The 23,349-nt window shown below is 40.6% G+C and carries 36 protein-coding genes; all 36 read right to left on the bottom strand.

Annotated elements, in window-relative coordinates; translation table 11 throughout:
- Positions 1-4: 4 nt before the first annotated feature.
- The 36 genes from MUN87_RS14520 to tuf all read right to left on the bottom strand — a co-directional run bounded on the left by MUN87_RS14520 (position 5) and on the right by tuf (position 23,308).
- Complete coding sequence (locus MUN87_RS14520) at positions 5-802, bottom strand: energy-coupling factor transporter transmembrane component T family protein (RefSeq protein ID WP_244741226.1); 798 nt, start codon at positions 800-802, stop codon at positions 5-7.
- The gene (locus MUN87_RS14515; protein ID WP_244741224.1) at positions 799-1,665 is read right to left on the bottom strand and encodes an energy-coupling factor transporter ATPase; all 867 of its coding nucleotides are present in this window, start codon (positions 1,663-1,665) and stop codon (positions 799-801) included. The genes MUN87_RS14520 and MUN87_RS14515 overlap by 4 nt, the downstream gene beginning before the upstream one ends.
- Positions 1,641-2,474, bottom strand: a complete 834-nt coding sequence (locus MUN87_RS14510; RefSeq protein ID WP_244741222.1) for an energy-coupling factor transporter ATPase — start codon at positions 2,472-2,474, stop codon at positions 1,641-1,643. The genes MUN87_RS14515 and MUN87_RS14510 overlap by 25 nt, the downstream gene beginning before the upstream one ends.
- Before the next feature lie 135 nt (positions 2,475-2,609).
- Entirely contained in the window at positions 2,610-4,025 is a 1,416-nt protein-coding gene (locus MUN87_RS14505) for a VWA domain-containing protein (protein WP_244741220.1), read from the bottom strand.
- A 692-nt stretch (positions 4,026-4,717) separates the two neighbouring features.
- Positions 4,718-6,028 carry a group II intron reverse transcriptase/maturase gene (gene ltrA / locus MUN87_RS14500; protein WP_244741219.1) on the bottom strand — a complete coding sequence of 437 codons (1,311 nt, stop codon included), beginning with the start codon at positions 6,026-6,028 and terminating at the stop codon, positions 4,718-4,720.
- Positions 6,029-6,792: 764 nt separating this feature from the next.
- A complete protein-coding gene (gene rplQ / locus MUN87_RS14495) occupies positions 6,793-7,146 on the bottom strand; it encodes a 50S ribosomal protein L17 (protein WP_244741217.1) in 354 nt (117 codons plus the stop codon).
- Between the two features lie 43 nt (positions 7,147-7,189).
- Complete coding sequence (locus MUN87_RS14490) at positions 7,190-8,134, bottom strand: DNA-directed RNA polymerase subunit alpha (RefSeq protein WP_244741215.1); 945 nt, start codon at positions 8,132-8,134, stop codon at positions 7,190-7,192.
- A 204-nt stretch (positions 8,135-8,338) separates the two neighbouring features.
- Positions 8,339-8,728, bottom strand: a complete 390-nt coding sequence (gene rpsK, locus MUN87_RS14485; protein WP_244721504.1) for a 30S ribosomal protein S11 — start codon at positions 8,726-8,728, stop codon at positions 8,339-8,341.
- Positions 8,729-8,750: 22 nt separating this feature from the next.
- On the bottom strand, positions 8,751-9,116 hold the full coding sequence (gene rpsM, locus MUN87_RS14480; protein ID WP_244741213.1) for a 30S ribosomal protein S13: 366 nt from the start codon (positions 9,114-9,116) through the stop codon (positions 8,751-8,753).
- A gap of 17 nt (positions 9,117-9,133) precedes the next feature.
- Positions 9,134-9,247 carry a 50S ribosomal protein L36 gene (rpmJ, locus tag MUN87_RS14475; RefSeq protein WP_003156543.1) on the bottom strand — a complete coding sequence of 38 codons (114 nt, stop codon included), beginning with the start codon at positions 9,245-9,247 and terminating at the stop codon, positions 9,134-9,136.
- A gap of 30 nt (positions 9,248-9,277) precedes the next feature.
- A complete protein-coding gene (infA, locus tag MUN87_RS14470; protein ID WP_018934234.1) occupies positions 9,278-9,496 on the bottom strand; it encodes a translation initiation factor IF-1 in 219 nt (72 codons plus the stop codon).
- A complete protein-coding gene (locus MUN87_RS14465) occupies positions 9,474-9,809 on the bottom strand; it encodes a KOW domain-containing RNA-binding protein (protein WP_244741211.1) in 336 nt (111 codons plus the stop codon). The genes infA and MUN87_RS14465 overlap by 23 nt, the downstream gene beginning before the upstream one ends.
- A gap of 89 nt (positions 9,810-9,898) precedes the next feature.
- Positions 9,899-10,549 carry an adenylate kinase gene (locus MUN87_RS14460; RefSeq protein WP_244741210.1) on the bottom strand — a complete coding sequence of 217 codons (651 nt, stop codon included), beginning with the start codon at positions 10,547-10,549 and terminating at the stop codon, positions 9,899-9,901.
- 43 nt (positions 10,550-10,592) lie between these two features.
- On the bottom strand, positions 10,593-11,888 hold the full coding sequence (gene secY / locus MUN87_RS14455; RefSeq protein WP_244741208.1) for a preprotein translocase subunit SecY: 1,296 nt from the start codon (positions 11,886-11,888) through the stop codon (positions 10,593-10,595).
- Positions 11,888-12,325: a 50S ribosomal protein L15 gene (gene rplO / locus MUN87_RS14450; protein ID WP_244741206.1), complete on the bottom strand. Its 438-nt coding sequence runs from the start codon at positions 12,323-12,325 to the stop codon at positions 11,888-11,890. Before rplO ends, secY begins: the two co-directional genes overlap by 1 nt.
- 32 nt (positions 12,326-12,357) lie before the next feature.
- The gene (gene rpmD, locus MUN87_RS14445; protein WP_244741204.1) at positions 12,358-12,540 is read right to left on the bottom strand and encodes a 50S ribosomal protein L30; all 183 of its coding nucleotides are present in this window, start codon (positions 12,538-12,540) and stop codon (positions 12,358-12,360) included.
- A 13-nt stretch (positions 12,541-12,553) separates the two neighbouring features.
- Positions 12,554-13,060, bottom strand: a complete 507-nt coding sequence (rpsE, locus tag MUN87_RS14440; protein ID WP_331460404.1) for a 30S ribosomal protein S5 — start codon at positions 13,058-13,060, stop codon at positions 12,554-12,556.
- 18 nt (positions 13,061-13,078) lie between these two features.
- A complete protein-coding gene (gene rplR, locus MUN87_RS14435) occupies positions 13,079-13,441 on the bottom strand; it encodes a 50S ribosomal protein L18 (RefSeq protein ID WP_244741203.1) in 363 nt (120 codons plus the stop codon).
- Between the two features lie 32 nt (positions 13,442-13,473).
- Positions 13,474-14,010 carry a 50S ribosomal protein L6 gene (rplF, locus tag MUN87_RS14430; RefSeq protein ID WP_244741201.1) on the bottom strand — a complete coding sequence of 179 codons (537 nt, stop codon included), beginning with the start codon at positions 14,008-14,010 and terminating at the stop codon, positions 13,474-13,476.
- A gap of 31 nt (positions 14,011-14,041) precedes the next feature.
- On the bottom strand, positions 14,042-14,440 hold the full coding sequence (gene rpsH / locus MUN87_RS14425; protein WP_244721540.1) for a 30S ribosomal protein S8: 399 nt from the start codon (positions 14,438-14,440) through the stop codon (positions 14,042-14,044).
- A 29-nt stretch (positions 14,441-14,469) separates the two neighbouring features.
- On the bottom strand, positions 14,470-14,655 hold the full coding sequence (gene rpsN, locus MUN87_RS14420; protein WP_244721542.1) for a 30S ribosomal protein S14: 186 nt from the start codon (positions 14,653-14,655) through the stop codon (positions 14,470-14,472).
- A gap of 29 nt (positions 14,656-14,684) precedes the next feature.
- The gene (gene rplE, locus MUN87_RS14415) at positions 14,685-15,224 is read right to left on the bottom strand and encodes a 50S ribosomal protein L5 (RefSeq protein WP_244741199.1); all 540 of its coding nucleotides are present in this window, start codon (positions 15,222-15,224) and stop codon (positions 14,685-14,687) included.
- A gap of 27 nt (positions 15,225-15,251) precedes the next feature.
- Positions 15,252-15,563 (bottom strand): 50S ribosomal protein L24, encoded by a 312-nt coding sequence (gene rplX, locus MUN87_RS14410; protein ID WP_244741197.1) that lies wholly within the window; start codon positions 15,561-15,563, stop codon positions 15,252-15,254.
- A gap of 38 nt (positions 15,564-15,601) precedes the next feature.
- Complete coding sequence (rplN, locus tag MUN87_RS14405) at positions 15,602-15,970, bottom strand: 50S ribosomal protein L14 (RefSeq protein WP_244741196.1); 369 nt, start codon at positions 15,968-15,970, stop codon at positions 15,602-15,604.
- 42 nt (positions 15,971-16,012) lie between these two features.
- A complete protein-coding gene (rpsQ, locus tag MUN87_RS14400) occupies positions 16,013-16,276 on the bottom strand; it encodes a 30S ribosomal protein S17 (protein WP_244741194.1) in 264 nt (87 codons plus the stop codon).
- 19 nt (positions 16,277-16,295) lie between these two features.
- On the bottom strand, positions 16,296-16,499 hold the full coding sequence (gene rpmC / locus MUN87_RS14395) for a 50S ribosomal protein L29 (protein ID WP_035724125.1): 204 nt from the start codon (positions 16,497-16,499) through the stop codon (positions 16,296-16,298).
- Positions 16,489-16,923 carry a 50S ribosomal protein L16 gene (gene rplP, locus MUN87_RS14390; RefSeq protein WP_244721562.1) on the bottom strand — a complete coding sequence of 145 codons (435 nt, stop codon included), beginning with the start codon at positions 16,921-16,923 and terminating at the stop codon, positions 16,489-16,491. Before rplP ends, rpmC begins: the two co-directional genes overlap by 11 nt.
- Before the next feature lie 17 nt (positions 16,924-16,940).
- Entirely contained in the window at positions 16,941-17,582 is a 642-nt protein-coding gene (gene rpsC / locus MUN87_RS14385; protein WP_244741192.1) for a 30S ribosomal protein S3, read from the bottom strand.
- A gap of 3 nt (positions 17,583-17,585) precedes the next feature.
- The gene (gene rplV / locus MUN87_RS14380; protein WP_244721564.1) at positions 17,586-17,927 is read right to left on the bottom strand and encodes a 50S ribosomal protein L22; all 342 of its coding nucleotides are present in this window, start codon (positions 17,925-17,927) and stop codon (positions 17,586-17,588) included.
- Positions 17,928-17,946: 19 nt separating this feature from the next.
- A complete protein-coding gene (rpsS, locus tag MUN87_RS14375; RefSeq protein WP_244741190.1) occupies positions 17,947-18,225 on the bottom strand; it encodes a 30S ribosomal protein S19 in 279 nt (92 codons plus the stop codon).
- A 57-nt stretch (positions 18,226-18,282) separates the two neighbouring features.
- Entirely contained in the window at positions 18,283-19,113 is an 831-nt protein-coding gene (gene rplB, locus MUN87_RS14370) for a 50S ribosomal protein L2 (protein ID WP_244741188.1), read from the bottom strand.
- Positions 19,114-19,139: 26 nt separating this feature from the next.
- Positions 19,140-19,430, bottom strand: a complete 291-nt coding sequence (rplW, locus tag MUN87_RS14365) for a 50S ribosomal protein L23 (protein WP_244741186.1) — start codon at positions 19,428-19,430, stop codon at positions 19,140-19,142.
- Complete coding sequence (gene rplD / locus MUN87_RS14360) at positions 19,430-20,053, bottom strand: 50S ribosomal protein L4 (RefSeq protein ID WP_244741184.1); 624 nt, start codon at positions 20,051-20,053, stop codon at positions 19,430-19,432. The genes rplW and rplD overlap by 1 nt, the downstream gene beginning before the upstream one ends.
- A gap of 25 nt (positions 20,054-20,078) precedes the next feature.
- A complete protein-coding gene (gene rplC, locus MUN87_RS14355; RefSeq protein WP_244741182.1) occupies positions 20,079-20,708 on the bottom strand; it encodes a 50S ribosomal protein L3 in 630 nt (209 codons plus the stop codon).
- A 31-nt stretch (positions 20,709-20,739) separates the two neighbouring features.
- Positions 20,740-21,048 carry a 30S ribosomal protein S10 gene (gene rpsJ, locus MUN87_RS14350; RefSeq protein ID WP_244741180.1) on the bottom strand — a complete coding sequence of 103 codons (309 nt, stop codon included), beginning with the start codon at positions 21,046-21,048 and terminating at the stop codon, positions 20,740-20,742.
- Between the two features lie 1,069 nt (positions 21,049-22,117).
- Positions 22,118-23,308: an elongation factor Tu gene (gene tuf / locus MUN87_RS14345; RefSeq protein ID WP_244741179.1), complete on the bottom strand. Its 1,191-nt coding sequence runs from the start codon at positions 23,306-23,308 to the stop codon at positions 22,118-22,120.
- Positions 23,309-23,349: the final 41 nt, after the last annotated feature.

The raw sequence follows: 23,349 nt of genomic DNA, 5'->3' as shown, positions 1-23,349 counted from the left end.
TAACTTAACTACGAATATAGAAAAAGATCAATAGCACGAGCAAATAGCCCGACAAGCACATATAATCGATCCTTGTCCACTTTAGTTGCCTCAGCTTCGTTCTTCCTTCACTGCCGCGATAACCCCTGGCTTCCATGGCCATTGCTAATTCTTCCGCTCGTTTAAAAGCGCTGATAAACAAAGGAACCAAAAGAGGAACTATTGCATACAATCGTTCTTTGATCGAACCTGTCCGCAAATCAACACCCCGTGAAGCCTGTGCCTTTGAAATTTTTTCTGTTTCATCGAGCAATGTCGGAATAAATCGCAACGAGATCGACATCATTAGCGCCAGTTCATGCACGGGTACTTTTATTTTGTTGAGTGGGGCAAATAGTACTTCAATAGCATCGGTAATCTCCATTGGCGCAGTTGTTAATGTTAATAAAGACGTAACCAGAACCAGTAAGAAAAAGCGTAGTGAAATGGTTAACCCTTGTATCACGCCACCTTGGTAGATAGTAAAACCAGCTATATCCAAAAGAGCTGGACCTTCTTTCGTAATAATCAGGTGTAAGATAAAGGTGAATAGAATTAAGAACCAGACAGGCGTTACCCCTTTTAATATATATCGAATATCGATTTTGGTCATTACCACTAACAGAACGGCGAATAACGTTAACCAGCCATAGCTTAACGCATTATTTGCAAAAAATACGACAACCACAAACGTAAAAATAACAAGCAACTTGGAACGCGGATCTAAACGATGCAGCAAGGAGTTACCTGGTAGAAATTGACCGATTATCATATAAGATTTCATTGTTTGGTCTCCCTTAGACGCGCCGCAATCTCTGTCGCTAACTGTGGAACAGATTGTTTGTTGTAATGCAGATCGATTTGCAATCTGTCTTTTAACTTATCCATTAAATCCAACATATCCGGAACATCCAAATTCGCTTCTTCAAGCAAATTTGCATTAGAAAAAATTTCTTCAGGACTTCCTTCCATCAGCATACCGCCCTTAGCTAATACGTAAATACGATCAGCATATTGCAGAGCATGCTGCATTTGGTGTGTCACGAGAATCGTAGTCCTATTTTTTGCTTCATGCAGTTGTGCAAACATCGCCATCATATCATGCTGCCCTTTTGGATCTAAGCCAGCTGTCGGTTCATCAAGTATTAACACTTCCGGATTCATGGCAAGCACTCCTGCAATGGCAACTCGTCTCATTTGACCGCCACTTATCTCAAAAGGTGACTTCTCCAGAATGGCCTCTGTTAAACCGACCTTCTCAATCGCATCCAAAACTCTTGCTTGCCTCTCACTCTCCGGCACTTGAAAGTTTTTTAATGCAAATTGAATATCTCGGTCAACGGTCTCTTCAAACAATTGATGCTCTGGATATTGAAAAACAACACCGACTTTTTCACGGAGCTTCTTCAGATTCTGCCTTTTATTCTCTTTTGATAGAACAAAATCACCAACAACTACTTTTCCCTCTGATGGAAGCAGCAATCCATTAATATGCTGTAATAATGTCGATTTCCCCGAACCCGTATGGCCGACAATAGCGATATACTCACCGGATTGGATGCTGAGGTTAATATCGGCAAGCGCCTGATAAGAAAAAGGAGTATTCTGTTGGTACGTATAATTTACTTGTTCAAATCTGATGTCCATAATGCGTCTACTAACTCCTCATTATTTAATGGATACTTAGCAAAGTGATAATCGTGTTTTTCAAGTTCAATGGCAAGCTGTACGGTTAATGGCAAAGTTAGCCCAATGGATTGCAGCCCTTTGTAATCTTCAAAAAGTTGATCCACTATTGTATCTTTGTATATGTTTCCTTGATTCATAACGATAACGCGATCAGCCTGGTAGATTTCATGTAAATCATGTGTAATCATGACCATCGTAATGGCAAGCTGTTGCTTTAAGGCATTAATCGTTGTCAAGATTTCTTTTCTTCCTTTTGGATCAAGCATAGAAGTAGCTTCATCCAGCAAAAGAATGTCTGGCTGTGTCGCCATCACACTAGCAATCGCAACTCGTTGCTTCTGTCCTCCGGAGAGATGATGTGGCTCGTGGTCTTGATAATCTTCCATTTCTACCTGAATAAGGCTTTGCTCAATGCGCTTCAGCATTTCTTCGCGTGGGATACCTCTATTTTCGAGGCCAAAAGCAACATCATCTCTAACGGTCGTACCAACGAATTGGTTCTCGGGGTTTTGGAATACAAGACCTATTTGTTTCCGAACCTCCCATATTGTCTCTTCCGTTACCAATGTGTTATGTATGTATATTTCTCCTGATTGTGGAATTAAGAGGCCATTGGCAAGCTTGGCTATCGTCGATTTCCCAGATCCATTGTGACCTAAAATCGCAACAGTCTGATTTTTATCAATTTCTAAGTTGAAGTCCTCCAAAACCCATGGAGATGATTCTTTATATCGAAAATATACGTGACGAAACTCTATTGCAGCCATCGCTCTGCTCCTTTTTCATATTTCCCGGGTAATAGCTATATTTTATCAAATTATTTCATATATTGTGTTAGTATATGTCATCTCTTCACATCATACAAATAGTTGAGCATGTTACTAGGCAACGTCCTTCCATTTCTATGGCGATGCCTGCTCTCTCAATTGACGCATATCTTCCATCCACTCTTCCACTTCTGCTTTTATTTCATCTGCCTCTTGGTCTACTGTTGATTTCTTTTCATCACGTAACGTACTATTTATATCCTGCAATCCTTGCTTACGTTCATCCAATAATTCCATCAGCTGACTTGCTTTATCTTCTGCAAGCCATTCCTCTTCTGCTAACGAATCGATTACAGCACGAAAACGATGATCTTCTCTTGAAATAACAGCACTCCAGTTACTGCTGATGTCACTGATATCCTCTTTTTTGTGTAGAATTTCCCAACCGACTGGGGCAAGATTTACAGGTGCATAAGCTAAATCTAGTAACGATGGCAGCCATTCGTATTCAATGGCAGATTGTAATTCATCACTACTGTCAGCAGCAAAGTATTCTCCATTACCCGCTTCTGCTACTGCTGTTAACTGAGTTTCTGCCTCTTGATCAACCTGAAAGCCGATAATATTGACTGTACGGTTCTGATCACTCTTGTTTACAAAGCTTTCAGCAGACTTAATCGGATCACCATCACACGTTTCTATTCCATCACTTACAATATATACGGTAACATTACCTTCTTGATCCGAACTTAACTGCATGACTTTCTCAATAGCTGCTGCTAATGGTGTCCATCCCTTCGCTTCAACAGTTGAAACAGCCTCACGGAATTGTTCGCTTTGATAGTTTCCTAAAGGATAAACTTCTTCTATACCCGAACAGGACTTTTCTTTGCCCGCATCACTATCGTCACCCTGATGACCAAAAGCTACTAAAGATACCTCAGCGGATTCACCAATGGTTTTTGCGAAACTTTCCACTGCACCTTTAGCAATACTCATTCGCTGATCAGATCCATCCTCCGCTGCCATTAGCATACTAGAACTCGCATCAAGTAGAATATAAGCATATTCACTTGCTGTACTTTCCTTCTCCTCTACCATGTCCGGCCGAGGTAATAACGGCTCCTGAAAATTAGGTTGATAGCCTGCTAATTCAGATAATAACTGGCTATGATAGGGAGAGCCTGCATAATAAATCAGCCCTTTTAAAAGCTTCTCGGCATCATCGGTGTTGGTTAGATTAGATTGCACGGCTTCCGTTATGTTACTTAGAAAAGCTGGGTATAGATCTTCTATTCCCCATTCCGTACGTTCTGTTTCTTCTTCAAAGCTGAGGTCACCTGTTAATTCTCCGGCTGACAATTGCTTTATAGCTTCTTCGTCACTTGCAATAGATATCTCTGATAAACTTGATTCCACTTGATTATCCTGTTGATCCGCATTCTCTTCCTCTTTATTGGCATCTCCCGCGACACCTGTTTGCTTTGTTTCTTCTTCACTACATCCAATCGTCACAATCGTGAGAAGAAAAAGTATCAAATATTTCTTCAACCGGCCCACTCCTTTAGTCCTGTTATACCTCTATAACGTCCCAAGGAACCAAAACGTTTCAATCAACCACCAAAATAAGTAAATAGTAACAAAGCTAAAATCAGCCAGCGCTAACTTAAGCTGCCTATAATTCAGATGATGCAAAGTGAAACTGTTTGACAATGTGATAATTTTGATACTTTTTATCTGCTTAGCAAAGCTCCGGAAACATGCTCCGCGTCCTGTGGGGTCGGCCTCAACTTCCTCTGAAAGCAAAGGTCGCTTTCCTGCGGGATTTTCGGACACGACTGATCCCACGGGAGTCTCCGCATATTTCCTACGCTTGAGGGAAGTTCTACAACGTAAGTAGCCGCTAAAAGCAGTGTTTCTTAGCATATTATGAAATTATTTATGGACATTGATAGATGTGCTCTGTATGCTAGCTTTTTAAAGGTTGTAGATTTCTTATTCTAGCACAGGCCAACCACGTAGAGTCCCATGAGATCAGCGCGAGCTGAAGATCCACTTTAGTCTGTGCCTCTGTCTGCTAGGATCGCTTCGAAGTAAGCTTTCTCGGCACAAGGCAGCAAAGAAGTAATGCAAGTAGTAGCCTAGGTCGAGTAAGCGGGAATACCCTTCTTTGCTAGAGTATTCCTCCCTCCTCACAGAACCGTGCGAGCGCTATTTACGCACACGGCTCCTCCTATCATCTTTCACAGAATATACTTGATATGGGATCGTAAGTCATAGATACTGACCTTGATGGTGGGTAGCGGCAATGGGTACTTCTGTAGAAATAGTTGAAATTTATCCCAACTGAAGGATTTTCGCTGACTTCTGCGATTCATCCATTTGTATAATAGAAATTGTTCCACAGTGTGATAATTATCCGTGATACAATAATAATTGTAATACCCTACTAGTGATTGGTACATTTTATACATGATGTCTTTGATGTCCATCGTTCGATGTGCTTTCAGCCAAGCTTTTTGTTTCTTCAGCTTGGATCGCACCTTCTTGTTACTAGTTTTCCTCTTTACGCGAAAGTTGCCTTTCTTGCTCTTTCCGCAGTAATGGGTAAAACCAAGAAAATCGAACGTGGACGGCTTTTTCTTGCCTTTACGCTTCGCATCTCTCATCGCATAGGGTCCAAACGAAATAATCTTCGTTTTCTCCTCTGCTACTTCTAAGTCAAATTTATGCAATCGATGAAGGAGCGCTCCATAAAATCGTTCGGCATCTTCTCTGTATTGAAAGCAACAAACAAAGTCATCCGCAAACCTCACCATATAGGCTTGTCCTCTACATTGCTTCTTGACGGTCTTTTCAAACCAAAGATCAAGGACGTAATGTAAGTATACGTTCGCTAATATCGGAGAGATGACGCCACCTTGTGGTGTTCCTTTTTCCGCATCAAAGTATTTCCCTTCCTCCATATAGCCGCCTTTTAGGAATCGAGCTATAATTTGTAGAAGTTTCGGGTCTTGAATACGATGTTGAAGGAATTTCATCATCCAATCATGACTTACATTATCAAAGAATCCCTTAATATCTGCATCTACTATATAATTGGTCTTGCGCTTCTCGATATATACATTAAGTACCTTTAATGCATCATGACAGTTTCTCTGCGGGCGAAAGCCAAAAGAACAATCCAGAAAGTCATTCTCATAGATAGCGTTTAGTATTCTAGTGATTCCCTTTTGAACGATCTTGTCCTCGTGGTCTGGAATACCTAAAGGTCTTTTCTTCTTCGAACCTGGCTTATCAATATACGTGCGTTTAACTGGTACTGGTCGATAAGCCATTTTCTTTAAGCGATCCACTAAGTTTTCAATATTACGATCCAATTGTCTTTCATAATCGCCCTTTGTCACTTCTCTCACACCTACTGCTTTGTCCTTGGGTAGTTGATCGTGACATTGTTTGAGATTGTTCTCATTAAGTAGATGTACTAAGGATGTGAATGCAAAGTTCTTATCCTTTTTCGCTGATTCTGTTATCCTGTTAAGTTTCGTTTCCATAATAATTCCACCTCTGTGTATGGATTATGTTTCCCTCGCAAGGTTGATGACAGGTAACGGGCTTTCCTCCATCGGCATTACCCGATTTCATTGGTACTATACCGTTATCCGACTTCCCTTAAGCATTTGACAGCCCTCACTTTATTATCGCTTGTTCGTCATTACTCTTCTGAAGTATTTCCGTTCAGAGAGACCTAAAGGATCTCCCGAGTTGCCGCAACATATCCATGTGTAACGTGCCAAGGTCACCGACTCCGGAGAAGTTATCATCCTCTCACCTCTAACGTGAATGATAATGTTGTCTTCTGTGCTTCAGAACACATCGACCTTCTCGATTTTGGGCACATTTCGAAGCTCTATCCCTTCAACACTATGGTTTTCGGCCCGTTACCTCACTGTCTACGCTTAAAGGCATGTGTTGCCACATAACCCTCCAAGACTCGTTACAAGTGAATGGTTAGTTCTTACTTGACGGGAATCCCACCCGCTATATGTTGCGACCTACGCTCGGTCGCACCTGAAGTCGTGCCCCACAGGATGCGAAGTGGTTGGCCGGAGCGGTATCATACTTTTACCTTTTTTTCAAAATGAATTCAATGCTGGACATAATCCGTATTATAGGAACCCAGTTTTTAATTCAGTTACCGATTCATATTAACTGAATTGCTGCAAAATAACGCTTTCCTAATGTACAAAAAAAGGGCTTGGATGCACCTCATAGAGAGATTAGCTCCTGCCCCTTGCTTTGTATCTTACGTATGGAATTATACTAATTCAATAACTGCCATGTTAGCACCATCACCGCGACGAGGTCCTAATTTAAGCACTCTAGTATATCCACCTTGGCGTTCTTCATAACGGGTTGCAATGTCGCTGAATAGCTTTTGTACTGCATCTTCGTTTTCGTTCGCTTCTGCTTTGTACAAGAAAGCTGCTGCTTGACGACGTGCATGAATGTCACCGCGTTTACCAAGTGTAATCATTTTATCCACAACTGAACGTAATTCTTTTGCTTTCGCTTCTGTTGTTTCAATACGTTCATGGATAATTAAATCCGTAGCTAAACCACGAAGTAACGCCATACGTTGATCCGTTGTACGTCCTAATTTTCTAGCCATGGAATATCCCTCCTTCGTTCGAAATCTCTATAAGATGTCACCATTAGTCTTCGTTACGTAATCCAAGACCTAGATCTTCTAATTTATGCTTCACTTCTTCAAGTGATTTACGACCTAAGTTTCGAACTTTCATCATATCTTCTTCTGATTTATGAGCTAACTCCTGTACGGTATTAATACCTGCACGCTTCAGGCAGTTATAAGACCTTACAGATAAGTCAAGTTCTTCGATCGTCATTTCCAGAACTTTTTCTTTTTGATCTTCTTCTTTTTCGATCATGATTTCAGCATTTTTCGCTTCATCAGTCAAACCAACAAAAATATTCATGTGCTCCGTAAAGATTTTAGCTCCTAAAGAAACTGCTTCTTCCGGGCGAATACTTCCGTCTGTTTGGATATCAAAAGTAAGCTTATCATAATTGGCATCTTCACCAATACGGGTATTTTCAACTTGATAGGTTACCTTAGATACTGGAGTGAAGATAGAATCAACTGGAATCACACCAATTGGACGATCTTCATGGTTATTAGAATCAGCTGGACGATAACCACGGCCACCTTGTGCTGAAATCTTCATTTTTAAATGACCATTACTACCAACAGTAGCAATGTGAAGATCAGGATTTAAAATTTCGACATCACTATCAAAAATGATATCCGCAGCCGTAACTTCCCCTTCTCCCTGTACATCTACTTCAAGCGTCTTTTCTTCATCTGAATAGATTTTTAACGCTAGCTTCTTAAGGTTAAGGATAACAGTCGTTACATCTTCTGCAACTCCCTCAACGGTAGAGAATTCATGTAGCGCTCCATCTATCTGTACAGATGTAACAGCAGCGCCAGGAAGTGAAGATAATAGGATACGACGCAAGGAGTTACCAAGTGTAGTACCATATCCACGCTCAAGTGGTTCTACAACAAATTTCCCATAAGTAGCATCATCGCTGATTTCTACTGTTTCTATTTTTGGCTTTTCAATTTCGATCATCTATTAAACCCTCCTCTAAAACGTCGAAACCCCGGTTAGACCTCAGTCTAACCGAAATTCCCCAGGTAGGCAGTTCCCGTTTCTGCACTATGCAATTGTGATGTTGTGTCTGTCGAAAGCATGGTGTCATTAAAACAATTTATATAAAACTTTATTAAGTTATCATAAACCATTATTGACAGATTAACAAATAATATACTGTGATTATACTCGACGACGTTTTGGCGGGCGACAACCATTGTGAGGAACTGGTGTTACATCACGAATGGCAGTTACTTCTAAACCTGCTGCTTGAAGTGAACGGATTGCTGCTTCACGTCCAGCACCAGGTCCTTTCACTGTAACCTCAAGTGTTTTTAAGCCATGATCCTGAGCTGCTTTAGCCGCAGCTTCTGCAGCCATTTGTGCTGCGAATGGAGTGGATTTTTTTGAACCTTTAAATCCTAACGCTCCAGCGCTGCTCCAGCTAACCGCATTTCCTTGTACATCAGTAATCGTAACAATTGTGTTGTTGAATGTAGAACGAATGTGTGCAACACCCGTGTCTATATTCTTTTTGACACGACGTTTACGTGTATTAGTTTTACGAGCCATAAGTTAGCAAACCTCCTTTATCTTATTTCTTTTTGTTAGCCATTGTTTTTCTTGGTCCTTTACGAGTACGAGAGTTGTTTTTCGTTTTTTGACCTCGAACAGGTAAACCACGACGGTGACGAATACCACGGTATGAACCAATTTCAATTAGACGTTTAATGTTTAGGGATACTTCACGACGAAGGTCACCTTCTACATTATAGTTATCGATCTTTTGACGGATTTGACCTAATTCTTCTTCCGTTAAGTCACGTACACGTGTATTCTGATCAACGCCTGCTTCTTTTAATACTTCCTTAGCAGTTGTTTTTCCAATTCCATAAATATAAGTTAAAGCGATCACCACGCGCTTGTCACGTGGCACATCTACACCAGCTATACGAGCCATAGAATGACTACACCTCCTTATCCTTGTTTTTGTTTATGCTTAGGGTTTTCGCAGATTACCATTACTTTTCCTTTACGGCGAATAACCTTACATTTTTCACAAATTGGTTTTACAGATGGTCTTACCTTCATCTTCCATACCTCCTCTTGTATCGGAGCATTTTATTTATAACGGTACGTAATTCGACCTCTTGTTAAATCATATGGAGAAAGTTCAACCGTTACTTTATCTCCTGGTAAGATTCGAATGAAGTGCATTCTGATTTTACCAGAAACATGCGCTAGCACGGTGTGACCATTCTCAAGTTCTACTTTAAACATTGCATTAGGTAATGTATCAATTACAGTACCTTCTACTTCAATTGCATCGTCTTTCGCCACCGAGTTGATCTCCCTTCTTCAAATCTGTCTGATACTCATCGACAAATTTATTAATAGCATAACGCAACTTACCATTGGTTACGCGCCCAGTTTCGAGAAGGCTTCTTTGCACTTCAGGAGAAATAAAACTTGTGGGCGCAATATGACTAATATTCTTCTTCTTAGGACGGTCATATTTACGCTTATCTCCATCAGCCAACAAGACAAAACGACTGTCTACTTTACCAATTACAATTGCAAACTGACCTGCTTCGCGTCCTTGTAGGATTTGAACAACCTGACCTAATTCGGGATAACTCTCCGTTTCGCTCAACCATCATCACCTTCATTTAGGTTTTACGTCATACCTATTAACATCATGTACATCGCTAGTATCATTATACCAACAAACATGACATTTCATTAAGAAATTGTTTTTAATTTCTCGTCAATATCACTAAATACTTTTTCGATTTCCTGAGAGCCATTGAACGTAACCAAATCACCTTTGTTAGCATAGAAATCTAACATCGGTTGCGTTTGTTCAAGATTCACCTCTAAACGATTTGATACTGTACTCGGTTGATCATCTTCACGCTGGATCAATGCCTCACCATCTTTATCACAAACTCCTTCAACCTCTGGAGGATTAAAGAGTACATGATAAGTGGTTCCACATTTCGGACATATGCGTCGGCCAGTAAGACGTTCTACTAGTTTTTCCTTTGCTACATCCACGTGCAGAACAAAATCAATCGAACGATTCATGTTAGAAAGCAATTCATCTAACGCTTCAGCCTGTGCTAAAGTACGTGGAAATCCATCTAACAAGAAGCCTTTTTGACAGTCATCTTTACTCAATCGCTCTTTGACAATTCCAATGGTTACTTCATCCGGAACTAGAGCACCTTCATCCATATAGCTCTTCGCTTTCTGTCCAAGCTCTGTTCCTTCTTTAATAGCTAATCGAAACATATCTCCAGTTGAAATATGAGGGATGTCATATTTTTCTACTATTTTCTCTGCCTGTGTACCTTTACCGGCACCAGGTAGTCCCATAAGGATTAGATTCAACGATTTTCCCCTCGCTCTCTTTCTAGTACGAACTATAAAAGCTTTATTTAATAAAGCCTTTATAATTACGTTTCACTAGCTGACCTTCTAATTGTTTCATTGTCTGTAATGCTACACCGACAACAATTAGAAGACCTGTTCCTCCGATTTGAACGGACTGTGGTAAACCTGCTAGCCCACCTAATATAAGAGGCAGAACAGCTACCGCAGCTAAGAATAAAGATCCAACAAATGTTAGCCGATACATAACACGTGTTAAATAAGTCTCCGTAGTTTTTCCTGGACGAATACCAGGGATATAGCCGCCTTGCTTTTTCAAGTTGTCAGCCATTTGTTCCGGGTTAACCTGAACAAATGTATAGAAATACGTAAATGCGATGATTAGCACAACGTAGATAATCATACCACTTACGGTTGTATAATCAAAAAAGTTTGAAATAGCTATTGCAATCTCATTGTTTTCAAAGAAACTCGCGATCGTACGCGGCGCAATGATAAATGATATTGCAAAGATAACCGGAATTACCCCTGCAGCATTTACTTTTAACGGTAAATGTGTAGAGTGTCCACCTACCGGCGAACGATTCACTAAACGTTTTGCATATTGTACCGGAATTTTACGTAATGCTTGCTGAATAAAGATAACACCTACGACTACCGCAAGTACAAGCAGTAAAATTAATAGCACAATAACGATATTTAGGAAAAGTTCATCTCCTGTACCAGATCCAAAATATTGTGCATATATTTGATTCACACCATTTGGAATGGCTGCAGCGATACCTGCAAAAATCAGGATAGAGATACCATTACCAACACCATGTGTAGTAATTTGCTCCCCTAACCATAACAGAAAAGCAGTACCAGCTGTTAACACGATAGCAATCACTAAGAATTTACCAACGCCAGGATCTGAAATCAACATTCCACCTGACATCGCGTTAAATCCTACAGACATCGCACAAGCTTGGATAAATGCTAACGCGATCGCTGCGTAACGTGTGACTTGCGCTAATTTCTTGCGACCCATCTCACCTTGTTTCTTCCATTCAGAGAATTTCTGAACAACGTCCATTTGCAATAACTGCATAATGATGGATGCTGTGATGTATGGCATAATTCCCATCGCAAAGATAGAGAAATTCTGTAATGCCCCACCACCAAATGTGTTTAATAAGCCGAACACATTCTGTTCATTCATAAAATCAATGGCACTTCTGTCAGTAAAAGGAACTGGAATGAATGTACCAATTCGAAATACTACTAGCATAAGAAGTGTAAAGATAATTTTGTTTCTGATGTCAGCCACACGCACAAAATTGGAGATTGTACGGAACATTAAATCACCTCAGTTTGACCGCCCGCTGCTTCAATTGCTTCTTTAGCTGAAGCAGAAAACTTATGAGCTTTTACGGTTAATTTCTTTTCTATTTTACCATTTCCAAGAATCTTAACGCCAGACTTTACATTGCTGATGGTACCATTATCTAGTAAAAGCTCAGGTGTCACTTCAGTACCTTCGTCAAAGCTGTTCAATGTTTCCAAGTTAACAATTGCGAATTCTTTACGGTTGATGTTAGTAAATCCACGCTTAGGTAAACGTTGGAATAAAGGCATTTGTCCACCTTCGAATCCTGGACGTACACCACCACCAGAACGCGCTTTTTGACCTTTATGTCCACGCCCGGAAGTTTTGCCGTTTCCAGAAGACATACCACGACCAACGCGGTTGCGTTCTTTCTTCGCTTGAGCTGGTTTTAATTCATGCAGTTTCATGCGAGCACCTCCTCTTATATCTATTTTGTTTATTAAACTTCTTTCACGTCTATTAAATGTGATACTTTGGTAATCATGCCTCGCACGACAGGAGTATCTTCACGAACTACTGATTGATGAATTTTTTTCAGTCCAAGAGTTTGAACAGTAGCTTTTTGTACTTCTGATCTACCGATGACACTGCGTTTGAGGGTAATTTCTAATTTATTAGACATTCGTTTTCCCTCCCTATCCTAACAATTCTTCTACAGACTTACCACGAAGTTTCGCTACCTCTTCAGCGCGTTTCAATTCGCTTAGTCCATTGATTGTTGCACGAACCATGTTGATTGGAGTATTTGAACCTAGTGATTTAGATAGAATATCACCAACACCAGCAAGTTCTAATACGGCACGCACAGGTCCACCTGCGATAACTCCGGTACCTTCAATAGCTGGTTTCATCAAGATGTTACCAGCACCGAATTGCCCGTGAATCTCGTGTGGAATAGTAGTACCAACGATAGGTACATTTACTAAGTTCTTCTTAGCATCGTCGATTGCTTTCTTAATCGCATCTGGTACCTCTTGTGCTTTACCAGTACCAAATCCTACATGACCATTTTTATCTCCGACTACTACCAATGCAGCAAAGCGAAAACGACGTCCACCTTTTACAACCTTAGCTACACGGTTAATTGTTACAACGCGTTCTTCTAAATCTAATTTGTTTGGGTCGATGTTAGTACGCAACATATGTCCCTCCTTTTTTAATTAAAATTCAAGACCTGCTTCACGAGCAGCATCTGCTAGAGATTTAACTCGACCATGATATAAATATCCACCACGATCAAAAACAACATTTTTGAAGCCATTGTCAATTGCGCGCTTAGCAAGAAGTTCTCCAACTTGTTTCGCTGCATCAACATTTCCTGTTGTATCTAAGTTTAACTCATTATCTACTGTAGATGCACTAGCTACCGTCACGTTATTTACGTCATCGATAAGTTGTGCATAGATGTGTTTATTCGAACGGAATACATTTAGACGTGGGCGCTCCTGAGTACCGAAAAGGTTCTTACGGACACGCATATGTCTTTTCTTACGTACACTATTTTTATCAGGCTTTGTGATCATCTAGGTCACTCCTTTCTGTTCCCTAACTAACCTTACTTAGCGGTTTTACCTTCTTTACGACGTACATATTCGCCTTCATAACGGATACCTTTACCTTTATATGGCTCAGGTGGACGAATAGAGCGAATGTTAGCTGCAACAGCGCCAACTAATTCTTTATCGATACCTTTTACAACAACTTTTGTATTCGCTGGAACGTCAATTTCAATTCCTTCGATCGGTTCGATTTCAACTGGGTGAGAATAACCAGCATTAACAACAAGTTTTTCACCTTGTTTTTGTGCACGGTACCCTACACCTTGGATTTCAAGTGCTTTTTCGAATCCTTTATGGACACCTTCAACCATATTACCGATAAGGCTTCGAGTTGTACCATGTAATGCTTTATGCAGTTTAGAGTCGCTTGGACGCTCAACTGTTAGGATATTATCCTCGATTTTAACATTCATGTCACTGTTAAAAGAACGGCTTAATTCACCTTTTGGTCCTTTAACTGTAACTGTATCTCCATCTAATTTCACTTCCACGTCTTGTGGAATTTCCAATAGTTTTAAACCTATACGTGACATACTAAGGCACCTCCTATCTTCTGAGAATCTCTTACCAAATATATGCTAGCACTTCGCCACCGATAGCCTGTGAGCGTGCTTCTTTATCAGACAATACACCTTTTGAAGTAGAAACGATCGCAATACCTAAACCGTTTAGTACTTTCGGTAACTCATCAGCTTTCGCGTAAACGCGTAAACCTGGTTTACTAATACGTTTCAAACCTGAAATTACACGTTCATCGTTACTTCCATACTTCAAAAAGATACGAAGGATTCCTTGTTTGTCATCCTCTACAAATTCGTAGTCACGGATGAATCCTTCACGTTTTAAAATATCTGCAATTTCTTTTTTAAGATTCGACGCTGGGAACTCCAATTTTTCATGGCGAACTGTGTTAGCGTTACGAATACGAGTAAGCATATCTGCAATTGGATCTGTCATAACCATTCCTATTACCTCCTTCCCTAATCGGGGATTTACCAGCTTGCTTTTTTAACACCAGGAATTTGACCTTTATATGCAAGTTCACGGAAACAAATACGGCAAAGTTTAAATTTACGGATTACTGAGTGTGGACGTCCGCAACGTTCACAACGAGTATATTCTTGAACCGGGAATTTCGCTTTGCGCTGTTGTTTAGCGATCATTGATTTTTTAGCCACTCTTTTCCCTCCTTATATTAGCTTTTCGCTTATTTTTGGAAAGGCATGCCAAGTTGAGTTAGAAGTTCTGCAGCTTCTTCGTCAGAGTTAGCTGTAGTGACGATAACAACGTCCATTCCTCTTACTTTGTTTACTTGGTCATAATTAATTTCCGGGAAAATTAATTGTTCTTTTACACCTAATGTGTAATTACCACGGCCATCAAAAGCTTTTTTAGAAATACCACGGAAGTCACGTACACGTGGAAGTGATACATCAATAAGCTTTTGTAGAAAGTCATACATACGCTCTCCACGTAGTGTTACTTTCGCACCAATTGGCATTCCTTCACGTAAACGGAAGCCTGCAATAGATTTTTTCGCTTTTGTAACAACAGGTTTTTGACCAGTGATTTGAGTCAATTCCTCTACCGCAGCATCAAGTGCTTTAGAGTTTTGAACCGCATCACCAACACCCATGTTCAATACGATTTTTTCGATTTTAGGTACTTCCATCACCGAATTATAGTTGAATTTCCCCACTAAAGAAGAAACAATTTCGTCATTGTATTTTTGCTTTAAAGCGTTCATCACGTAAACCTCCTTTCATCGCTAAGACTATTTATCTAACGCTTCACCAGATTTTTTAGCGATACGAACTTTCTTTCCATCACGTACTTCATACCCAACACGAGTTGGTTCGCCAGATTTAGGATCAACTGGCATTACGTTCGAAACATGAATCGCTGCTTCTTGATTCAAAATACCACCTTGTGGATTTTCCTGAGAAGGTTTCGCGTGTTTCTTCACAACATTAACACCTTCTACAAGCACACGATCTTTTTTAGGAAATGCAGCTAATACTTCTCCCTGCTTTCCTTTATCCTTGCCTGAAATTACAAGTACTTTATCACCTTTTTTGACATGCATGCTATCCGCACCTCCTTACACGATTTTTCCTAACGTGCTTATAATACTTCTGGAGCTAGAGATACGATTTTCATGAATTTCGCATCACGCAATTCACGTGCAACTGGTCCAAAAATACGAGTACCTCTTGGACTCTGGTCATCACGAATGATGACAGCTGCGTTCTCATCAAATCTAATATAAGAACCGTCTTTACGTCTTGCTCCGCTCTTAGAACGTACAATTACAGCTTTAACTACTTCACCTTTTTTAACAACGCCTCCTGGTGTTGCTTGTTTTACCGAACAAACAATTACATCACCAATGTTGGCTGTCTTACGACCTGAACCACCTAAAACTTTGATCGTCTGTACTTCACGAGCACCAGAGTTATCTGCTACTTTTAAACGAGTTTCTTGTTGGATCATATTCGTGTACCCTCCCTTCGGAACTTATCCGAGCGAACTTTATTAAATAATTACTGCTTCTTCCACAACTTCAACTAGACGGAAACGTTTTGTTTTAGAATGTGGTTTTGTTTCCATGATACGTACAACATCGCCAATTTTAGCTTGGTTGTTTTCATCATGAGTTTTGAATTTCTTAGAGTATTTAACGCGCTTGCCATATAAAGTATGGAATTTATATGTTTCAACTACAACAGTGATAGTTTTATCCATCTTGTCAGAGACGACACGTCCAGTATAGACTTTACGATTATTACGCTCACTCATCTGAGGCTAACCTCCTTTATTATCCGTTATTTACGCTTAGCTCTCTTTCGCGAACAACAGTCTTCATACGTGCGATAGACTTACGTACTTCACGTAGACGTGCTGTGTTTTCCAATTGGCCAGTAGCTAGTTGGAAACGCAAATTGAAAAGCTCTTCTTTTAATGACTTGATCTTTTGTTCAATTTCGGCAGTGGTTAGTTCTCTAATTTCATTAGCCTTCATTGATTTCACCACCAATTTCTTCTCGTTTTACGAATTTCGTTTTAATTGGTAATTTGTGAGCTGCAAGACGAAGTGCTTCACGTGCTACTTCTTCCGATACACCTGCAATCTCAAACATAATCTTACCAGGTTTAACAACTGCTACCCATCCTTCAGGAGCACCTTTACCAGAACCCATACGTACCTCAAGAGGCTTTGCAGTATAAGGTTTATCAGGGAAGATTTTAATCCAAACTTTACCACCACGCTTCATATAACGAGTCATCGCTATACGAGCTGCTTCGATTTGACGACTAGTAATCCAAGAAGCATCAACAGCCTGTAAGCCGTATTCACCAAATGCTACTGAAGTACCGCCCTTTGCTTTACCTTTCATATTTCCACGATGTTGCTTACGATGTTTTACACGTTTTGGCATTAACATAATGCTTGCCCCCTTCCTTATTTATTGTTTTTAGTTGGAAGGACTTCTCCACGATAGATCCATACTTTAACACCTAATTTACCGTAAGTGGTGTCTGCTTCTGCAGTTCCGTAATCGATATCTGCACGTAAAGTATGAAGTGGAACAGTTCCTTCACTATAGCTCTCAGCTCTCGCCATATCTGCACCGCCAAGACGACCAGATACCTGCGTACGAATACCTTTAGCACCTGCGCGCATAGCACGTTGAATCGTTTGTTTCTGTGCACGACGGAAAGACACACGATTTTCTAATTGACGAGCGATGTTTTCAGCAACTAATTTAGCATCTAGATCTGCTTTTTTCACTTCTACGATGTTGATGTGTACTCTTTTACCAGTTAGTTGGTTAAGTGACTTACGTAGGGCTTCTACTTCAGAACCACCTTTACCAATTACCATACCTGGTTTAGCTGTAGAGATTGAAATGTTAACACGGTTAGCCGCTCTTTCGATTTCTACTTTGGATACAGCACCATCTTTTAGACGTTCTTCGATATATTCACGAATTTTAATATCCTCATGTAAAAGGTCCGCATAATCTTTACCTGCATACCATTTAGATTCCCAATCACGGATAACTCCGACACGAAGACCAGTTGGATTTACTTTTTGACCCACAGATTATCCCTCCTTTTTCTCAGATAGAACCACTGTAATGTGGCTAGTTCGTTTATTGATTTGTGTTGCACGACCTTGTGCACGTGGGCGGAAACGTTTCAAAGTAACACCTTCGTTTACAAACGCTTCTGACACTACTAAATTGTCTGTGTTCATTTCATAATTATGTTCTGCATTTGCGATAGCAGAGTTTAGTAACTTCTCAACAACTGGTGAAGCACCACGTTGTGTGTGTTTTAAAATCGCAATTGCTTCTCCTACTTCTTTGCCACGGATTAAATCGATCACTAGGCGAACTTTACGAGGAGCAATTCGGATTGATTTTGCAACAGCTTTTGCTTGCATTAGGAGTACCTCCTCTCAATTAACGTTTAGTTTTCTTGTCATCTCCAGCATGCCCTCTATACGTACGTGTTGGAGCAAATTCACCTAATTTGTGTCCAACCATATCTTCCGTTACGAATACTGGCACGTGTTTACGACCATCATATACCGCGATCGTATGACCGACGAAATTCGGGAAAATTGTAGAACGACGAGACCAAGTTTTTACAACTGTCTTCTTCTCTTCATCGTTTAATTTTCCGATCTTTTTCATTAAATGGTCATCTGCGAAAGGTCCTTTTTTTAAGCTACGACCCATGGATAAGCCTCCCTTCGCGATTGTCGGACGGGTTTTATCGCCCGTCGTTCAACCCCGTTATTTTTTACGTTTACGTACGATGAATTTATCCGATTGCTTATTACGCTGACGCGTTTTGTAACCAAGTGTTGGTTTACCCCAAGGTGACATTGGTGACTTACGGCCGATTGGCGCGCGTCCTTCACCACCACCGTGTGGGTGATCATTAGGGTTCATAACAGAACCACGAACAGTCGGGCGCTTGCCTTTCCAACGAGAACGTCCGGCTTTACCAACGTTGATTAATTCGTGCTCCAAGTTACCAACTTGACCGATTGTAGCACGGCAAGAAGATAGAACTAAACGAACTTCACCAGAAGATAAGCGTACTAATACGTATTTACCTTCACGTCCTAGGATTTGTGCTTGTGCACCAGCAGATCTTACTAGCTGAGCTCCGCGTCCTGGTTTTAATTCAATGTTATGAATAACAGTACCTACTGGAATATCACTTAGTGGTAATGCGTTACCTAATTTGATGTCTGCATCAGAACCAGATACGATTTCCTGACCTACTTGAATTCCTTTTGGTGCTAGAATATAACGTTTTTCTCCATCTACATAATGGATAAGAGCGATGTTTGCTGAACGGTTTGGATCGTATTCGATTGTAGCAACTTTGCCTGGTATTCCATCTTTGTCGCGTTTGAAATCGATGATACGATATTTACGCTTGTGTCCACCGCCTTGATGACGAACGGTTAATTTCCCTTGGTTATTACGACCTCCACGCTTACTTAATGGTGAAAGAAGAGATTTTTCCGGTTGATCTGTTGTGATTTCAGCGAAATCAGAAACCGTCATAAATCTACGACCATTGGTAGTTGGTTTGTACTTTTTAATCGCCATCTCTTTTCCCTCCTTTTTTAATCAAATTATAACGTTTCAAAGAAATCTAATTCTTTGCTGTCTTCTGTTAACTGAACAATTGCTCTTTTGCTGTCAGAGCGAAATCCGCCATAACGGCCCATACGCTTAAATTTACCTTTTCTGTTTAACGTGTTCACACTCACTACGCTCACACCAAAGATTTCTTCAACAGCGTCTTTGATTTGCGTTTTGTTTGCGTTTTTCGTTACTTCAAACGTATATTTTTTATCTGCCATTAAATCAGCAGAGTGTTCTGTAATGATAGGGCGCTTAATAATATCACGAGGATCCTTCATTATGCAAGCACCTCCCCTGCTTTTTCAGCTGCTTCTTTTGTTAAGATCAGCTTGTCATGCGTAAGCAAGTCTAGTACATTTACTTCGCTTACTGATAATACTTTTACATTTTGAAGGTTATTAGCTGATTTTGCTAATACTTCGTCTTTATCCGCTGTAACGATCAATGCTTTCGCATCAACATTTAAAGAAGAAAGCATGGAAACTACTTCTTTTGTTTTTGGAGCATCAAAAGCAATTCCTTCTAAAACCACTAAGCTATCTTCTTTTACCTTGCTAGAAAAAGCAGATTTAAGCGCTAATCTACGTACTTTCTTAGGTAATTTGTAGCTGTAGCTTCTTGGAGTAGGTCCGAATACAGTTCCACCGCCTACCCATTGAGGTGAACGAATTGACCCCTGACGTGCACGGCCTGTTCCTTTTTGACGCCATGGTTTACGACCACCACCACGTACATCAGAACGGTTTTTCACCGCGTGAGTACCTTGACGCAAAGATGCACGTTGCATTAAAACAGCGTCATGTAGTACATGTTCGTTTGGCTCAATTCCGAATACCGCGTCGTTGATTTCTACATCACCAACTTGTGATCCACTTTGATTAAATAGTGCTACTTTAGGCATGACATATCCTCCCTTCGGTTTGTAATTAGTTAGCCTTTACTGCACTCGTAATTTCAACGAATGATTTTTTTGCACCTGGAACGTTACCTTTGATTAAGATAAGGTTGCGTTCTGCATCTACTTTCACAACTTCTAAGTTTTGGATTGTGATCGTTTTGCCACCCATTTGACCAGGTAATTTTTTACCTTTGAAAACGTGCATTGGATCGATTGGACCCATTGTACCTGGGCGTCTGTGGTAACGAGAACCGTGAGACATTGGTCCACGTGCCTGATTATGACGCTTGATAGCACCTTGGAATCCTTTCCCTTTAGAAGTACCTGTTACATCAATAATATCTCCTGCTTGGAAAACCTCTACGTTTAATTCTTGACCTAAATCATAGTCATCAAGATTAACGTCACGGATTTCACGAACGAAGCGCTTAGGAGTAGTATTTGCCTTTTCGGCATGCCCTTTTCCTGCTTTGATTACATTGTTTGCTTTTTGATCTGCAAAACCGATCTGAATTGCTTCATACCCATCGTTTTCTTGCGTACGTTTCTGCAATACAACGTTTGGCTCAGCTTCAATAACAGTTACAGGGATTAATTCGCCCTCTTCTGAAAACAACTGTGTCATGCCGACTTTGCGACCTAAGATTCCTTTCGTCATCCGTTACACCTCCTAGATTAGTAAATTTATATTAAAGTTTAATTTCGATATCCACACCAGATGGTAAGTCAAGACGCATTAACGCATCAACTGTCTTTGGTGTAGGACTTACGATGTCAATTAGACGTTTGTGTGTGCGCATTTCGAATTGCTCACGAGAATCTTTGTACTTGTGAGTTGCACGCAAGACTGTGTAAACCGATTTTTCCGTTGGTAACGGGATCGGACCTGAAACACCTGCGCCAGATCTTTTAGCAGTATCCACGATTTTGTCCGCAGACTGATCTAAAATACGGTGATCATACGCTTTTAAACGAATTCTAATTTTTTCTTTTGCCATTATTTTCCCTCCTTTTCGCCCATTTAGATAATAGACATTCTCCGCGAAAATTTTCTCCGCACACTAGCCATGGCAAAGGGGCCGGGTGTGCCAACAACCTTCCGCATCATCGCCTGTTTTATGACCAACATTGTTTATTATATAGAAATCTTAAGGCGAATGCAACATTTATACGAAATTTTTTAAGATTTTTTTTCGCAGTCAAAACACTGCCCCCATCGCATTAGTTGTACATTCTTCACCAACATGAAATATGTACCAATCGTGTCCATTAAACAATGAACTATTTATATAGAAGAAACGCGTCATTTGTTTAAGAAAACACCGGTCATAAACCACCCGATCCTAATTGACTTAATCAATAAACAACTTCCTGTAATATGGATTATGTAAACAAAGGCTGTATTGCAAAATGGTCATTTTGATATCGTTTATCTGCTTAGCAAAGCTCCGGAAATAGGCTCCGCGTCCTGTGGGCACGGCTTCATCTAGGCTACTACTTGAACAGCATCTTTGCTGCCTTGTGCCGAGGAAGCTCACTTCGAAGCGATACTTGCATACACAGGCACAAATATAGTAGATCTTCAGCTCGCGCTGATTCCACGGGAGTCTCCGCCTGTTTCCTACGCTTGAGGGAAGTGCTACAACGTATGGAACAGCAAAAAGCAGTGGTTCTAAGCATTTTTCAATAGCTATTATATATGAATACGATCAATATACTAGCTCTTACAAAAATTGTAGAGCCCCCATCCTAGCATAGGCCAACCACGGAGACTCCCGCGGGATTGTGCAGGTGCTGGAGATCCACTTTGTGAAGCGTTCTTCTTCACAAAGTTAGCTCCAGCCGTGCCCCGCAGGACGCGGAGTGGTTGGACGGAGCGGTATCCTAGCACATTAAATATCTCAATATGGATGCTTGGCTAGCGATGGCTAGTTGACATAATCCATACTATAGGAACTCCACTTCAGGTTCAATTTGAATACTTTTGCAACTGCGCTTTTATTGTTTCTTGAATGAGCAAAAAAGCAGGTAGTCTGCACTACCTGCTTTTCAATGTTAAACCATTAATTATTTAGTGATTGTAGATACAACACCGGCACCTACAGTACGTCCACCTTCACGGATAGAGAATTTAGTTCCATCTTCCATCGCGATTGGAGAGATAAGTTCTACAGTCATCTCAACGTTATCACCAGGCATTACCATTTCTACACCTTCAGGAAGGCTGATAACACCAGTAACGTCAGTTGTAGTGAAATAGAACTGCGGACGGTAGTTAGAGAAGAATGGAGTATGACGTCCACCTTCGTCTTTAGATAATACATAAACTTCTGCTTTGAAGTTAGTGTGTGGTGTAATTGAACCAGGCTTAGCTAGTACTTGACCACGGTTGATATCTTCACGTGCAACACCACGTAGAAGTGCACCAATGTTGTCACCAGCTTCAGCATAGTCAAGAAGCTTACGGAACATTTCTACACCTGTTACAGTAGTTTTCGCTGCTTCTTCAGCAAGACCGATTACTTCTACTTCGTCACCTACTTTTACAACACCACGCTCAACACGTCCTGTTGCAACAGTACCACGACCAGTGATTGAGAATACATCCTCAACTGGCATCATGAATGGTTTTTCAGTGTCACGGTCTGGACGAGGGATATACTCATCAACTGCATCCATAAGTTCAAGGATTGCGTTAACGTATTGCTCGTCACCTTCAAGTGCTTTAAGAGCAGAACCTTTAACAACTGGTACATCGTCACCAGGGAATTCATATTCGCTTAATAGATCACGTACTTCCATTTCTACTAATTCAAGAAGTTCTTCGTCATCTACCATGTCGCATTTGTTTAAGAATACAACGATCGCAGGTACACCTACTTGACGAGAAAGTAAGATGTGCTCACGAGTTTGTGGCATTGGACCATCCGCTGCAGATACTACAAGGATAGCACCGTCCATTTGTGCAGCACCAGTGATCATGTTTTTAACATAGTCAGCGTGACCTGGGCAGTCAACGTGTGCATAGTGACGGTTATCAGTTTCATACTCAACGTGTGCAGTTGAGATAGTGATTCCACGTTCTTTTTCTTCAGGAGCTCCATCGATTTGATCGTATGCACGAGCTTCCCCACTACCATATTTGTTAAATAGAACGTTAGTGATTGCTGCTGTTAATGTTGTTTTACCATGGTCAACGTGTCCAATTGTACCAATGTTAACGTGGTCCTTGGAACGGTCAAACTTTTCCTTAGCCATGTATATTTCCTCCTTTAAGTAAGTAAACTTTTAATTATATT

The organism is Gracilibacillus salinarum, assembly GCF_022919575.1.
Taxonomy (GTDB): domain Bacteria; phylum Bacillota; class Bacilli; order Bacillales; family Amphibacillaceae; genus Gracilibacillus; species Gracilibacillus salinarum.
The sequence above is the reverse complement of the archived record's forward strand: the minus strand, read 5'-3'. Positions and strand labels throughout refer to the sequence as shown.